Annotated in this window: 12 protein-coding genes; 7 read left to right on the forward strand and 5 right to left on the reverse strand. The window is 61.0% G+C overall.

All coding sequences use genetic code 11. The features are described from left to right. Nucleotides 1-48 precede the first annotated feature (48 nt). Genes ACWF5H_RS14865 through ACWF5H_RS14880 form a run of 4 tightly spaced genes read left to right on the forward strand, consistent with a single transcriptional unit; the run spans nt 49 to nt 3,742 of the window. A complete protein-coding gene (locus ACWF5H_RS14865) occupies nt 49-1,197 on the forward strand; it encodes a glutathione-independent formaldehyde dehydrogenase (RefSeq protein ID WP_452037751.1) in 1,149 nt (382 codons plus the stop codon). 59 nt (nt 1,198-1,256) lie between these two features. Continuing rightward, on the forward strand, nt 1,257-2,405 hold the full coding sequence (locus ACWF5H_RS14870) for a zinc-dependent alcohol dehydrogenase (RefSeq protein WP_452037753.1): 1,149 nt from the start codon (nt 1,257-1,259) through the stop codon (nt 2,403-2,405). Between the two features lie 15 nt (nt 2,406-2,420). Further along, nucleotides 2,421-2,999: a hypothetical protein gene (locus ACWF5H_RS14875; protein ID WP_452037754.1), complete on the forward strand. Its 579-nt coding sequence runs from the start codon at nt 2,421-2,423 to the stop codon at nt 2,997-2,999. Nucleotides 3,000-3,040: 41 nt separating this feature from the next. Next, nucleotides 3,041-3,742 carry a cbb3-type cytochrome c oxidase subunit I gene (locus tag ACWF5H_RS14880; protein ID WP_452037755.1) on the forward strand — a complete coding sequence of 234 codons (702 nt, stop codon included), beginning with the start codon at nt 3,041-3,043 and terminating at the stop codon, nt 3,740-3,742. On the opposite strand, the gene ACWF5H_RS14885 is transcribed toward ACWF5H_RS14880, so the two are convergent. Next, on the reverse strand, nt 3,673-4,302 hold the full coding sequence (locus ACWF5H_RS14885) for a DUF1345 domain-containing protein (RefSeq protein WP_452037756.1): 630 nt from the start codon (nt 4,300-4,302) through the stop codon (nt 3,673-3,675). The two genes, ACWF5H_RS14880 and ACWF5H_RS14885, sit on opposite strands and share 70 nt — an antisense overlap. 1,003 nt (nt 4,303-5,305) lie before the next feature. Here ACWF5H_RS14885 and ACWF5H_RS14890 point away from each other — a divergent pair. Further along, on the forward strand, nt 5,306-5,746 hold the full coding sequence (locus ACWF5H_RS14890) for a hypothetical protein (protein ID WP_452037757.1): 441 nt from the start codon (nt 5,306-5,308) through the stop codon (nt 5,744-5,746). 499 nt (nt 5,747-6,245) lie between these two features. Here the strand turns inward: ACWF5H_RS14890 and ACWF5H_RS14895 are convergent, their stop codons facing one another. After that, the gene (locus ACWF5H_RS14895; RefSeq protein ID WP_452037758.1) at nt 6,246-7,316 is read right to left on the reverse strand and encodes a hypothetical protein; all 1,071 of its coding nucleotides are present in this window, start codon (nt 7,314-7,316) and stop codon (nt 6,246-6,248) included. Nucleotides 7,317-7,913: 597 nt separating this feature from the next. Beyond that, entirely contained in the window at nt 7,914-9,209 is a 1,296-nt protein-coding gene (locus tag ACWF5H_RS14900) for a hypothetical protein (protein WP_452037759.1), read from the reverse strand. 587 nt (nt 9,210-9,796) lie between these two features. Between ACWF5H_RS14900 and ACWF5H_RS14905 the strand changes: the two genes are divergently transcribed. After that, nucleotides 9,797-10,444 carry a hypothetical protein gene (locus ACWF5H_RS14905; protein ID WP_452037760.1) on the forward strand — a complete coding sequence of 216 codons (648 nt, stop codon included), beginning with the start codon at nt 9,797-9,799 and terminating at the stop codon, nt 10,442-10,444. Nucleotides 10,445-11,295: 851 nt separating this feature from the next. Here the strand turns inward: ACWF5H_RS14905 and ACWF5H_RS14910 are convergent. Continuing rightward, on the reverse strand, nt 11,296-11,664 hold the full coding sequence (locus tag ACWF5H_RS14910; protein WP_452037761.1) for a zinc ribbon domain-containing protein YjdM: 369 nt from the start codon (nt 11,662-11,664) through the stop codon (nt 11,296-11,298). Then, complete coding sequence (gene ychF, locus ACWF5H_RS14915) at nt 11,657-12,742, reverse strand: redox-regulated ATPase YchF (protein WP_452037762.1); 1,086 nt, start codon at nt 12,740-12,742, stop codon at nt 11,657-11,659. Before ychF ends, ACWF5H_RS14910 begins: the two co-directional genes overlap by 8 nt. A 78-nt stretch (nt 12,743-12,820) precedes the next feature. Between ychF and rmuC the strand changes: the two genes are divergently transcribed. After that, nucleotides 12,821-14,032, forward strand: coding sequence for a DNA recombination protein RmuC (gene rmuC / locus ACWF5H_RS14920; protein ID WP_452037764.1), 1,212 nt, complete (start codon nt 12,821-12,823; stop codon nt 14,030-14,032). Nucleotides 14,033-14,165 lie beyond the last annotated feature (133 nt).

Here is a 14,165-nt window from a genome sequence, read left to right on the forward strand (position 1 = left end):
TACTTGTACTTTGCCATAGTCGGAATGGGATAGAGAAAAGAGTGAAAAATGAAGGCAGTAATTTATAAGGGACCAAACGACGTCGGCGTCGAGGATATACCGGATGCCAAGATCGAACACCCCGCCGACGTGCTGGTGCGGATCACCTCGGCGAATATCTGCGGCTCGGACCTGCACATGTACGAGGGTCGCACCAGTTTCGAACCTGGACGCTCCTTCGGGCACGAGAACCTCGGCGAGGTGATCGAGACCGGCCCGGCTGTGAGCAAGGTGAAGGTGGGCGAGCGCGTCGTGCTCCCGTTCAACATTGCTTGCGGATTCTGTAAAAACTGCGAGCGCGGCTTCACCAACTACTGCCTGACTATGCAGCCTGAGCCCCAGCTCGCCGGCGCAGCGTACGGGTTCGCTGACATGGGCCCGTACCAAGGCGGACAGGCCGAGTATCTGCGCGTGCCTTACGGAGACTTCAACTGCCTGCGTCTGGGCGAGGACGCCGCTGAGAAAGAGCTCGACTACGTCATGCTCGCTGACATCTTTCCCACGGGCTGGCACGCGACGGAACTGGCCGGAGTCTATCCTGGCGACTCCGTGGTTATATACGGTGGGGGACCTGTCGGGCTCATGGCGGCCTACTCGGCCATCATCAAAGGCGCCGGCAAGGTCATGGTCGTTGACCGCCAAAGCGACCGGCTGAAGCTGGCGGAACAGATCGGTGCCATCCCTGTAGATGATTCTGCGACCGACCCTGTCGAGTTCGTCAAGGACCAGACCATGGGATTCGGGGCCGATCGTGGCTGCGAATGCGTCGGCTATCAAGCGCACGACCCGAGCGGAAACGAACAACCCAACCTGACCCTGAACCGGCTGGTAGATTCCGTCCGTTTTGTGGGCGGCCTCGGCGTCGTAGGCGTGTTCCTGCCCCAAGACCCCGGCGCCCCCGACGAACTCGCCAAGCAGGGCCAGGTGGCCTTCGACTATGGAAACTACTGGTTCAAGGGACAGACCATGGGCTCGGGCCAATGTCCGGTCAAGAAGTACAACCGGGCCCTACGCGACCTCGTCGCCGGCGGAAAGGCCAGCCCTTCGTTCCTCGTCAGCCACGAGCTGCCATTGGATCAGGCCCCCGAGGGCTACAGGAACTTTGACAGCCGCGAAGACGGCTGGACCAAAGTCGTCCTCCACCCGTCCGGAGCATGAGAGAGCCCGGTCGGAAGAATTTCGATGCCGGAACGAGCGATTTCCAGGAGGCTGCGCCGATGAAAGCAATGGTGTACCGCGGACCCTACAAGGTCCGGGTGGAAGAGAAGGACATCCCGCCGATCGAACACCCGAATGACGCGATTGTGCGGGTGACGCTGGCTGCGATCTGCGGGTCGGATCTGCATCTTTACCACGGCATGATGCCTGATACGCGGGTGGGCATGACCTTCGGCCACGAGTTTATCGGTGTCGTGGAACAGGTCGGCCCCTCAGTACAGAACCTTAAGCCCGGGGACCGGGTCATGGTGCCGTTCAACATCTACTGCGGCTCGTGCTACTTCTGCGCGCGCGGACTCTACTCCAACTGCCACAACGTGAACCCCAATGCCACCGCGGTCGGAGGCATCTACGGCTACTCGCACACCTGCGGCGGCTACGACGGCGGCCAGGCCGAGTACGTGCGCGTCCCCTTCGCGGACGTGGGGCCCGGCCTGATCCCGGACTGGATGGACGACGAGGATGCGGTACTACTCACCGATGCGCTGTCAACCGGCTACTTCGGAGCCCAGCTGGGCGACATCGTCGAAGGAGACACGGTGGTGGTCTTCGGGGCCGGCCCGGTAGGGCTCTTCGCCGCCAGATCCGCGTGGCTAATGGGCGCGGGACGAGTCATCGTCATCGACCATCTCGAGTACCGGCTTGAAAAGGCGCGCACGTTCGCGCACGCGGAAACATACAACTTCACCGAATACGACGACATCGTCGTTCAAATGAAGAAAGACACCGGTTTCCTCGGCGCCGACGTAGCTATCGACGCGGTGGGTGCAGAGGCGGACGGCAACTTCAGCCAGCACGTCACCTCGGCCAAGCTCAAGCTGCAGGGCGGCTCGCCGGTGGCACTGAACTGGGCGATCGACTCAGTCCGCAAGGGCGGGACCATCTCCGTGATGGGGGCGTACGGCCCGATCTTCAGCGCCGTCAAGTTCGGCGACGCCATGAACAAGGGCCTGACGCTGCGGATGAACCAGTGCCCGGTCAAGCGGCAATGGCCGCGCCTGTTCGAGCACGTCCGCAACGGCTACTTCAAGCCGAGCGACATCGTCACGCACCGGATCCCGCTGGAACATATCGCCGAGGGCTACCATATGTTCTCGTCCAAGCTGGATGGCTGCATCAAGACACTGGTCGTCCCGGGCGCCAGCTGAGGAAGGAGCACTATCATGGCCTACACCGCAGACAGGCCGCTGCAGGTACCGTCCGCCGACGAGCTGCGCGGACGCATCCCCGGGTGGGGAGCCGATATGGACCCGAAGGACCGCCCAGCTGTGCCTAGGGAGCGCTTCGACCCGGCAGCATCCGGCGCCCACTGGGACTTTCCCGAGCGCCAGGAGGAGAAATGGCCGCGCGAGCGCTCCATCGAGCACAAGTTCCTCACGCCCGTGTTCGGCACCTCCTGCCCGCCGAAGGGCCTGTCGGGGGCGATGCGCAAGTTCGCCTACGCCAAGTACAGCGAGGGGCGTGCGGCGCACTGGCTGGTCCTGATCGCCGCGGACCGGGCCGATGCCTGGGAGCACCACTTGCTTTCGTTCCTCAGCCTGCGCCCTGACAACCCTGTGACGGAAACCGGGGTGCTCAGCGAGTTCTCCCGCCATGGCATCTCTTCGCGCTTCGGGAACAAGCGCGCTGACCTGTCCCACCAGTGGATCGACCCGATTATTGTCGGCGCCCCGTGGGCGCTGGCAGCCGCCGGACTCACCGCCGCCGCGCTCAGAATTTTGCGAAAGCACCGTGCAGCCTGACACCCGTTCTGCCACGGAGACGGTCCGAAATGGACCGGAAAATGCTCAACGAACGCCTCGGCAAGATTCACTTCTGGATGCTTTTCCTGGGCTTCCACACCATCTTCCTAATCCAGCACTGGCTCGGCTTCCTAATCCAGCACTGGCTCGGCGTCTTGGGGATGCCCCGCCGCTACGCTGACTACCTGCCCGAAGACGGCTTCACTGACCTGCACCAATTCTCCACCATCGGCACCTACCTGCTGGGCGCCTCCATGATCCCGTTCCTCTGGAACGTCTACATCACTTGGCGCAACGGCAAAAAAGTCGAAGTCGACGACCCCTGGGGATTCGGCGGCTCACTGGAATGGGCCACATCCTGCCCGCCGCCCCGGCGCAACTTCGCCACCATCCCGCGGATCCGCCCCGAACGACCCGCCCTGGACCTGCACCACCCCGAACTGGCCCCCCGATTCCACGACACCAGTCACTCCCCCGCAGATGCCCCTGCTGGGGGGCGGCTGACATCGGGACCCGCGACACCAAAACCCCCGACCCCAATGACTAGCCACATCTGGAGCCTCTTCGAGCACAAGCGGCGAAACCATAACGACAGAGGCCGGGAACCGGCAACGCGAGAAGGACCTTCGAGTTTCCGGCATCGCGTTGCTGCCCGCGGGGATGTTCCAGATCTTCAACTGGACTGGCCGAGGCTGACGACGAGGTTGATCGCCACTGCGACCACGAAGGTGCCGAAGAAGTAGGAGAGCAAAGCGTGCCCCAGGGCGATCCTGCGGGATGGAGTGGATGACTCGTTCACATTGCTCGCGTTGTATGCCATGCCGATAGAGAATGCTGCGTAGGCGAAGTCGCTGTACGACGGGTCCTCGTCCTGGTTGAAGCGGAAGCGATGGCGGTCGTCGTAGTAGTACATCCGAGCGTACTTGAACGCGAAGACAGTATTGACGAGAGCCCACGCGAGCACCACGCCGAGAGCCGCCAGGATCGCCGCGGCCACGCCGATGGGGTCCTTCTGCTGACTGCGGATCAATGCAAAGACGACCGCCACGAGACTGACGAAGGTCGCGCCGATGATGAGGGAGTCAACGAGCCGTCGAGACCGACCTTCCTGGAGGGCGAGTTTCCCTGTGGCCTCCGGACCAGCGGGCCACGCCTTAGTCCACGCCCAGACCAGGAAGACGCAGCCGGCAACAGCCCATCCGATCAAGGGCGCGAGTTCGGGAGCACCGAGCAACGCCGGAACGAGTGCGATAACGAGGCCAATGACGGCCGAGACTAAAGCCTTGCGATCTATGTGCGACATTGAAGAAGTTGCCCTCCCACCTCGATTGACCGCGAAGGGGTCCGATGGCCCACCGCCTGGGTCAGAGCGAATCTCAACATCACGGAATATCTCAGGACCTACGGATTCCTTTGTGTGCACAAGGAACCGGGCGGTTCACTGCCCCCGATTGTACGCGGACGTGCTCGGGTCCTTCGTGATTGATTTCAATGAGTAAGTGACGGGAGTGCAATCCGCTTGGAGGATCAGAGCGATCCTAGACGTCACCGGATGGCTCGGGAGCTTGCGGGTTCCCTGCGCCACGCGTCCGGTGCCCAACTGGATCGTCAGCACCTCGGGAGCGCGGAGAGAGTACGTCTCCCCCTTCTGGCCGACGCCGGTGCTTCACCGTCGTGGTGCGGAGGTCGGGAAGAGCGTAACAAGCTCACGCGACATATTGTCGTCTCTTGCGCAACCGACATGACCAAAGACCCCGACCGAACACTGACCGCTCAGTAACACGTGCGGGGAATTGCTCGTTCCCGCAGCGAAATTCTCCGCTCTGGGGCTGGGTGGAGGACGACTTTGGTCTAGCCGTCTTCGGGGCTATCGAAGTTCCCGTAGCCCTCGGGGCCTGATCCAACGGCAGCTAGTGGCTGACGATGAAGGAGGGGCTGGCCTTTCCGCCGGTGACGAGATCGCGCCGAGGCCGGTTGCATTCCTGGGTCCAACAACCCGGGACTTGAATCATTCTTTCTAAGCGAGAGCTTTTCCCACGCCTGGGCTACGAAAGACGTAATGAGCAGCGGCACGCCAGTGGCCGCCGTAGCCATTCAGACACATGTCGGCCCAGAGCTGCCTGGCAAAAACTTGGGCTGAATTGCTGGCATCGCCAATTCGGGTCAGCGCCCTGCGTTGGGATAGACGGACGGCTTCACAACCACGGCAAAATTCTTCGGAGCACTGTCTGGTTTGGCGGGAGGCGAAGAGCCTAGGTTTCATACATCGATGGACGTGCTGCTTCGTCGGCGGAGAGCAGGTGGATATGGGCGGCCGTGAGGACTTCGAGGCGTTGTTGGAGCTTCTGGCGGTGGCGCGCAATGGTGTTTTGCGTTCTCCTCTGTCAGCGGTGGTAGACAAGACGGATCACGATGGCATGACTGTCAGTTCCAAAGTCCATGTCGAGGGTGATCGCCTTTGGAGCGTCGAAGGCGACGATGCCTCCAGCATGTGCGATCCAGTGGATGGCTGCGTGATCAGGACTGGCCATTCCGTCGAGATGCTCGGCCCCAGTCGGCCGGATTGGATGGCGGAGGAAATCCAGCTGTTCTACCCATTGGGTATGAGGATCTGGGGCAGCCACCAAGACAACCAGCGCATCATTGGTGCGGAACGGACGGAGACCGGCATCGGCCTGTCGATGGTGTACATCGAGGACGAGGACTATTCAGGGGAAGGTGTCTTCGATCCCGAGCACGGTTGGTAATCGATTTTCATACTGCTGCCGAGAGGTTTACTGTCCGCGGCCTGCAGACCGATACTCGCGACAAAGTTTGACCGGCGCAGAAGTAGAGCCGGTGCAGCTTGTCTTCGCAGGCTCTCTTCTAACGGGGCCGACGGCTCTGCAGGTTGGTGTAGGAACTGTAGATCGTCTCCGCTCGCCGCGACGATCTTTTCGATGTCCGATTTCAGCGTCCGGTAAATGGTCCTGGCACGCAAATATTGGCCAGTCATTCTTCTTGCTGCAAAATGCTGGCGGTATCATTTTGACTAGTCGGGGTGACCGCAACAGGGCATGGCCGCTAAGAACACACGCTCTTGGCGGCCCATCGCAAGTCTCAAAGGTCAGGAACTATACATTGAAGCGGAATTCAACCACGTTCCGTAACCAAATAGCCTCTGTGCACCAGCGTCGGCGCGGACAGTATTGGGACTCGATGCCCTGCCTCTTCGTCTGTCCCCCGTTATCCGGACGTTGAAAGTCACTAATAATCTAAATCGAATGTGACGGAGTTTCTGTCGTCAAAATCGGTACTAGAGCATTCGTAGAAGATAACCCGTGTCGCTTCCAGAGGAACATGTGTTTGCCAGCCTTGCCGGCGTTCTCCCAGCACACGAATAGCAACTGGTGTACACCATCCCTCACCTTCGTCATATGCGGCGCAAAGTTGAGCGTTCGATATGGCTACAGAGCCATGAACTTCAAACTGGTCGCCCATCCTCTGGACACTGGTGACTTCAATATGGGGTCGCCCGTCATAGCCCATCGTCGCTGAGTGGTATTGAGCCACTGGGGTCAAGTGGCGATAGAACTCCATGACTGACGACACAAACACCGGGTTGGGGTTGTGTTTTTCGATACGTGCCTCAAGCAAGGGCTCGCGCACCCAACCCGCTGAACTTCGCGCTGGGTAATAGCCAGCATGCTCCTGGCAGAGAGCTTCCACCGACTGGGCATCGCTCAATGGGTAAGATGCGGTCATCTGCGCAACTCCGTAGCTGCCTGCAGGAACAAGGCGACCTTTAGCTCGCTCCAAGCGCCGCATCCATCTCGGCCGTTGCAGTGCCTCTGCCGCCACGATGGCTTGCATCAAGGCTGGCTCACAGTTGACCTCAAGGGCAGCTCGGTTTACATGCTCCCAAGTGTCTTCGCCTATGTCCCTCCGCGCCGCTGCCAATTTCTGTTCGACGCTTTGCGCCGGGGAACGCAAGAGTTGCTGGAAAGCAGTGGCGAGTACCGCGGCGAAGACAGCAGTCCACACAGCAAAAATGAGTTCATCAGGATCTGGGACGAAATCCGCGTACCAGCGATAGGTCAAGTAGGACAGGGCCACGAGGCCTGCGATCAGAACGAGATTGAAGACGTAATAGAACCACAGCACGGGTCCGCGCCCTTCTCCCCCGCGCCGCAAGCGCCAAAGGGCGCGACCGTCGTTCACCAGCGCATACGGGACACTCATGCACACCAAGGCGATCAGTGCGTTACCGCCCAGCCGTTCCACCGTGATGGCCAGCAGGCAACCCACCGCGTAGGTCGGTAAGGAGCGGAAAAGCATATACCTCGATGCACTGGATCGCGGGGCATTGTCGAGCGCTGTACGGACTGACATGTAGGACTCTGGCCACTGGGATCGCATGGCTGTGTACAAGACATGTAAGAAGCCTGCCCCTAGCAGGCCGAGTATTACCGTCATCATGGGATTACCTTGACTGCTGAGCACATCAAAACAAAATCAGAGAAAGGCGTACCTCCGATTTGACCTTATTGGAGAGCTCTGCCGCCATTCCCTTCCGAGCAGACGGAAGCACGGCCCGCTCATCTAGCTGTCATCCCTGAACTTCTCGGATGAGGGGGCATTTCTCGTAACAGAATCGAGGGCTTTAGCGGTTATTGTCCTTCGTGGATTTCCGCTTGGTGCAGCCTCGGGCTTTGGCACCTCGAGCTTCCACGGAGGACGGCATTCTTACTGATTCCAGCGAAGAACCTACACATTGAAGCGGAATTCCACCACGTTCCGTGGTGGAGTAACCTCAGACTGATCACGCCCACGCGGTGGCATTCGGTTCGCTTCTCGTCGATGATATGCGACCGCGTGCCGATGTCCTACTGATCTTCGAACCGAGCTGGCGTTCTTGCTCAAGAAGCGGGCTGCCTACTCCTCGCTAACCACCTCAGCGTCATTTTCATCGGTACGGCCTTCGCTATGGGACCTGCCCTCGTCTAATTGATTTTTCTTTTTCGACTTGAACAACACGGTTATGTTAGACCCAACGGTGCCCGCAGTCCCGGCTATCGCGCCACCGAAAGTCTTAGCCTTCGCGACTGCCTGCGACGCGTCCGGGAGGACCTCCCCAACGAGATCGACCGAACGGATCTGGCCCGCCACATTGGAGGCAGTTCCCTTGATCGTCGAGCTAACGTCGCCTAATGCAGTTGCAAGGGCCTTTGTCCTGTTGAGCGACGTTTCATCGGCACGTTTCACGGCTGCCAGGTAGGCCTCCGCATCGACGTTCGGAGGTGGAATTTCCCTGAGATGCTTCATTAAGCGGTTCGACTGAGTCTTGAGAGTGACAAAAGTGAGACCGCCCGACACTACTCCCCCAATTACCGGAACCACCTTGCTCACAGTATTGGCGAAGGTCTGTTTAGTTACTTGAACTCCGACGATCCGCAGCGTTTGCTTCATTGGGAGATACCACGCGGTCTTGGTCAGTGCCACACTCGCGATCTTCTTCTGGACGGCTGGGCGGGCAACCTGAGCGGCGAAGCGGCTGACCGTAGTCGACGCGCCGCCGACCCCCATCATTACGCCGAGGAACGCAGCCAGCATGCCCAACGTTTCATCATCCACGTCCTCAAGATCATCGAGGAACGATTGCCAGCCATACGTGTAGGCGAGTTTCTGCATGACCCGGAAGGCGTGCATGTAGAACTGAGTAATGTCTGCAGGCACTGTTCCGAACATTGCGAAACCGCCAGGCAGACCGGCAGCAAATGACAACGCCGTAGACTTTCCGGTCTCGAAGTCAATAGCACTCTCGGCAATTTCATCAAGCATGTCCAGGGAAATGCCCGCTGCCGCTGGGTTCTCTAGGATGACCCTGTCGATCTCGGCGGCCCCGAGACCTCTCTTATGAAGCTCCGCCTTAAGGAATTGCGCCCTGTCAATGCGCACACCACGCAGGCGTATCACCTTTTTCAGGAACTCGATAGCGAATTGCTCCAGCTCCCGACCTTGTTCACCCATCGTGGCCTTGATGCCTAGATTGCGGCCCTCTTCTGCGTCGAGAACGTCACTCTCTACGTCGATCATGCTCCCCAGATCCGCCACCGCGATCGGCTCTACGCCCTTACCGTTCTCGTCGCCCACAGTTTCCGCCATTCCCCCTGGTCTGAAGTCATCCCTAGCCGAGACGATCATAACCGTGACATCCGCTGAATCAGTCATAGCGGGTGCAGGCGTTTCATCAAGCTTGCGTAGTGGATATATAGGCGGCTCAAGTCGGGTGTACGTTTTTCAACTTGTGAGAAAGACGAGGGACTGGCCCCGCAGCATTACGTGCGGCACCGACCCCTCGGTGCAGTGAAAAACTTAGAAGTTGAACCGAAATTCAACCATTCCGTAGCCCATCAACCTCCTGTCGGAACGGCTCCCGTCCCGATCGGTCACCATGATCAGTCATGGCGTGCTTTCTCCCGCAGTTCCGTCTCCTCCTGAGAGAGGAATCCGGGCTAATAGAAGTGTTGACTCAGGGCATACCCGGCATCCGGGGCGACGGATCGAGCGTATTCAACTCACGGAGGCGGACCCCACGGCCAACGCGGCTGGCCCGCCCACTCAGGCGCGTTCAATTGGACGCACGTGCGCATCGGCTCGCAGCCGCATATCCAGGGCGGAGGGCGCGCCATAATCGGCCAGCTCCTGCTTGCGTATATGGTTCGAGAAGACTTGACGCGGCGATCTGTTGTGTCCGTTCAACACCGCGGAATTCCGAGGGCGTTTCGACGTCGAACGAAACTGGAGACTGGATCGTAATGAAGTTTTTCAAAGCAGTCATGAACTTTTTCAAAGCACGGGTTCTGCTTTGGCCTCTCCTGCTGATCACCGTCTTCGTTCTCGCGGGAACGGGTGCCGCTTTCGCATTCGGTGGACTCAACGCTCTCGCTCTCAGTTCGCTGTTCAACAGCAGTTCAAATGAACGCGATTCGCAGGTGGTTCAGTCCGTCACGCGCATGCAAGAGGTCGCCTTGCTGAGCCTTCACATCCAGGGTGTCGCAAGACACGAAAGCAATGGCGAGATTCTCGGCGTGGCCATACCCGCAAGCGAGAGAACGACGCTGATCCAGTACAAGTTCGACGCAAAATTGGGCATCGATGGGTCACAGGTGAAGATCGAATCCACCGGTCCAGGGACGTTTCGCGTGACTATCCCTGAATTCATCGGCATCGGCTTTGCCGATCCCGTGTTCGAGGACGCCCTCGAGAGCAACAACGCGCTTAGCTGGCTGGCACCGCCAGCCGTTCAAACTCGCATGATCAACAACATTCTCAGCGACGAGAACAAGCAGAAGTTCATCAGCCAAAACGAAGCAGCGCTGAAAGAGCAGGCTAAGGTGTTCTACTCAGGGATCATCGCAAGTGTCGATCCCGGGATCACCATCGCCTTTGAGTTCGCAGGGTAGATGCGCGCAGCACCCTATCCTCGTTTGTACTAAGTTTTCGGCCGCCTACGCGGCGAGAAATCCTCGTCGGTGGTGTAGGCATCGTCGGCAAGCAGTCGAAGGTAACCGACTTGCAATCAGGAATTGCCCGATTCCCCCTCGCGGGCCTGAGCTGGACCGCGGAGAGATCGAGGCCGACTACGGCTGGTTCATCCCCGACCCCACGCCCGGAGCTGCGGCCGAGGTGGTGCGCGATCCCGGGGATCACGGACGCGTGATCGCCGTCGGGCGGCAGGAGGACTGGGCAGATCGTCCCGTGTTCAAGGCGCTCCTGTGGCTCCTCCAGCAATTACATCCGCCCTGGCGCTTCGGCTGATTCCGGAACGGGCCGAACCCGAGCTCGGAAGAATGTTGGACGCGGGTGGCGTACCGTGAGCCGGGCGGACCGGCTGTTACAGCGGCGGCTGAGGCGCAGGCGTCCGCCGTCCGGCCGCCGCAGCGCCGGAAACCGGTAACAGCAGCCAGACCATTCACAGCCGCCGTCCCATAACGGAGCGGATCGCCTACCCGGCACCCGACCGTGAATGATTAATGGGACCTGGGACGGGCCACGTCTGCAACCGTGATGCTCCACGAGGTGCGATGACCTCGCTCCCCCGTGCGGATCCTGTCGCTGTCCGTTTGTAACGACGTCTGCCGAAAGTTAATCCGAGCGCCAGAAGCGTGGAAGGAATCGGACCTTACGAATCACCAACCCACTACGTGTGAATCGTTGGGCGCTCACGACTACTTTTGCATAATTCGGATTGTTCTGACGCAATCGAGCATCCGCGTCGATAACGAAACCCCTATCCATTGGGAATGGCCCCAGGTCAGAGGACCTTCTTCACCACACTGGACTTCAGTTGCATCCGCCCAAAGCCGGGAACGGTCGCATCGATGTCGTGATCACCCACGCCGTCCTCAATGAGTCGGATGCCCCGCACCTTTGTGCCGACCTTCACGACACCGCCACCGGCGCCCTTGACCTTGAGGTCCTTGACGATCGTGACCGTGTCACCATCGGCGAGCACATTACCAACGGCATCCTTGATTGAAGCATCCTCGGGCGTGGTCTCAGGCGTGGTCTCGGCCGACACCTTTGACCATTCATGCCCGCACATAGGGCACACCAGCAAGGCGCCCTGCTCGTAGGTGAACGCCTCGTGGCACTCCGGGCAAGCCGGAAGAGCGTCAGACATTGAAGCGGAACTCCACCACGTCGCCGTCGACCATCACGTAGTCCTTGCCTTCGATCCGCACCTTGCCGCGGGACTTGGCCTCGGCCATCGACCCTGCGTCAACCAGGTCGGCGAAGGAGACCACTTCAGCCTTGATGAAACCGCGCTGGAAGTCCGAGTGGATGACGCCGGCGGCCTGCGGTGCGGTATCGCCCCGGTTGATGGTCCAGGCGCGCGCTTCCTTCGGCCCGGCCGTCAGGTAGGTCTGCAGGCCCAGGGTGTGGAAGCCGACCCGCGCCAGCTGGTCGAGCCCGGATTCGTCCTGGCCGTTCATCTCCAGCATCTCGCGGGCTTCTTCCTCGTCGAGTTCCACGAGGTCGGCTTCCAGCTTGGCATCTAGGAAGACGCAGTCGGCCGGCTCCACCAGCGCGCGCAGTTCGGCCTGGCGCTCCGGGCTGGACAGCACGGCGTCGTCCACGTTGAACACGTAGATGAACGGCTTGGCGGTGAGCAGGCTCAGTTCCTTGAGGTTCTCCACGTCCAGCTTGTCGCTCTCCACCGAAGCGAAAACGGTGTCGCCACGCTCCAGCACCGCCTGGGCCGCCTGCATGGCGGCCAGCTCCGCGGCGTCGCGCTTCTTGATCTTGACTTCCTTCTCCACCCGCGGAATGGCCTTCTCCAGGGTCTGCAGGTCGGCCAGGATCAGCTCGGTGTTGATCGTCTCCATGTCCGAGCGCGGGTCCACCTTGCCGTCCACGTGCACCACGTCGGGGTCGTCGAAGACGCGGATAACCTGGGCAATGGCCTGCGCTTCGCGGATGTTGGCCAGGAACTGGTTGCCCAGCCCTTCACCTTCGGACGCGCCCTTGACGATGCCGGCGATGTCCACGAAGGACACGGTTGCCGGAAGGATCCGCTGCGACCCGAAAATCCCCGCCAGCTCCCCCAGCCGGGGGTCCGGCAGGGAAACCACACCGACGTTCGGCTCGATGGTGGCGAACGGATAGTTCGCCGCGAGCACGTTATTGCGGGTCAGCGCGTTGAAGAGAGTTGATTTGCCGACGTTGGGCAGTCCGACGATGCCAATAGTTAGAGCCACGGTAGTCAAGGATACCGTGGCCGGGACACAAGCACCGGCGTTCCCTGTTTTGTCCGAGGCAGCTGGCATCGTGAAGGCATGGATGCTTCGCATGTACTTCTCGCACTTCTGGCTTTGTTCGTTGGCGCCGCGGCCGGGGCCGTGGCCATGGCTGTCCTTTTCCGCCGCCGCCTGGCGGATCTGCAGGACGCTTCCAAGCACGACGGCGACCGGCTGGCAGAGCTCTCGACCCGCCTCGCCGGGGTGGAGGCGGAGCGCCGGATGCTCGCCGAACAGAACCGGCAGCTCTCCGCCCAGGATGAGCAAGAGAACACGGTGCTGCGCGCCCTGATCCCTGTCGGAGAGAAGCTCAAGCTGGTCCAGCAGCAGGTCAGCCTGCTGGAACGGGACCGGGTGGAGCAGTTTGGCCAGCTCGCTGAGCAGCTGCGCGCTGCCCAGCGCAGTGACGAGGCACTGATGCGTTCCACGCAGACGCTCGCCTCGGCGTTGCAGTCCAACTCGGCCCGCGGCCAGTGGGGCGAGGTCCAGCTGCGCCGGGTTGTGGAAGCGGCCGGCATGCTCCCCCACGTGGATTTTGACGAGCAGGTGCACCTGGCCGGCGCGGACCGGACCGGCCGACCGGACATGCTGATCCGGCTGCCCGGCGGAAAGTCCATCGTCGCGGACGCCAAGGTGCCGCTGCGGGCCTACCTTCAGGCCCAGGAGATCCCGGCGGCAGCATCGGCTGCCGAGCAGCAGCAACGTGCCGACCTGCTGGCGGCCCATGCCAAGGCCGTGCGCGGACATGTGGATGCGTTGGCGGGCCGGAAGTATTGGGAGCAGCTGCAGTCCTCACCCGAGTTGGTGCTGTGCTTCCTGCCCTCGGAAGCGGTGCTGTCCGCCGCCCTGCATGCTGATCCGGGCCTGCTGGACCACGCTTTCGCCCGCAGCGTTGCCTTGGTCTCCCCCGTCTCGCTGCTGGCCACGCTGAAGTCGGTGGCGTTTACTTGGCGGCAGGAGGTCCTCAAGGACAACGCCCGCGAGATCTTCGACCTGTCCCGGCAGCTCTACGAGCGGCTCGGGACGCTGGGCGAGCACGTGACCCGGCTGGGTTCATCGCTGAAGAGCTCGGTCGAGCGGTACAACTCGTTCGTCGGGACCTTGGAGTCGAGGGTGCTGCCCACTGCCCGGAAGATCAATGCCTTCGACGCAACGGTGCTGGAGGAACCCGCGGCGCCGGCCGCGTTGGAGAATACGCCCCGGCTGCTGTCGGCCCCGGAACTGATCGAGAACAGGGATCCGGCCGCCTAGCGCGCCGGTTCCGTCTCCTGCGATGCAGCGGCCCCGGGGAAACGCCCGGGGCCGCTGTCCTGCGGGGTTTAGCCGGTGGGGGGGGTGACCCCGCTGGAGAGGTCGCGTGAGGTAGCGTAAGGGTCATTGGGAG

Source organism: Arthrobacter sp. NPDC055138 (assembly GCF_053607305.1).

Excerpts from the sequence above, each read along its gene's own strand:
- ACWF5H_RS14885 (WP_452037756.1), bottom strand. The coding sequence starts at position 4,302 with ATGTCGCACATAGATCGCAAGGCTTTAGTCTCGGCCGTCATTGGCCTC.
- ACWF5H_RS14875 (WP_452037754.1), top strand. The coding sequence starts at position 2,421 with ATGGCCTACACCGCAGACAGGCCGCTGCAGGTACCGTCCGCCGACGAG.
- ACWF5H_RS14900 (WP_452037759.1), bottom strand. The coding sequence starts at position 9,209 with ATGACTGATTCAGCGGATGTCACGGTTATGATCGTCTCGGCTAGGGAT.
- ACWF5H_RS14895 (WP_452037758.1), bottom strand. The coding sequence starts at position 7,316 with ATGCTTTTCCGCTCCTTACCGACCTACGCGGTGGGTTGCCTGCTGGCC.
- ACWF5H_RS14870 (WP_452037753.1), top strand. The coding sequence starts at position 1,257 with ATGAAAGCAATGGTGTACCGCGGACCCTACAAGGTCCGGGTGGAAGAG.
- ACWF5H_RS14865 (WP_452037751.1), top strand. The coding sequence starts at position 49 with ATGAAGGCAGTAATTTATAAGGGACCAAACGACGTCGGCGTCGAGGAT.
- ACWF5H_RS14910 (WP_452037761.1), bottom strand. The coding sequence starts at position 11,664 with ATGTCTGACGCTCTTCCGGCTTGCCCGGAGTGCCACGAGGCGTTCACC.
- rmuC (WP_452037764.1), top strand. The coding sequence starts at position 12,821 with ATGGATGCTTCGCATGTACTTCTCGCACTTCTGGCTTTGTTCGTTGGC.
- ACWF5H_RS14890 (WP_452037757.1), top strand. The coding sequence starts at position 5,306 with ATGGGCGGCCGTGAGGACTTCGAGGCGTTGTTGGAGCTTCTGGCGGTG.
- ACWF5H_RS14905 (WP_452037760.1), top strand. The coding sequence starts at position 9,797 with ATGAAGTTTTTCAAAGCAGTCATGAACTTTTTCAAAGCACGGGTTCTG.
- ACWF5H_RS14880 (WP_452037755.1), top strand. The coding sequence starts at position 3,041 with ATGCTCAACGAACGCCTCGGCAAGATTCACTTCTGGATGCTTTTCCTG.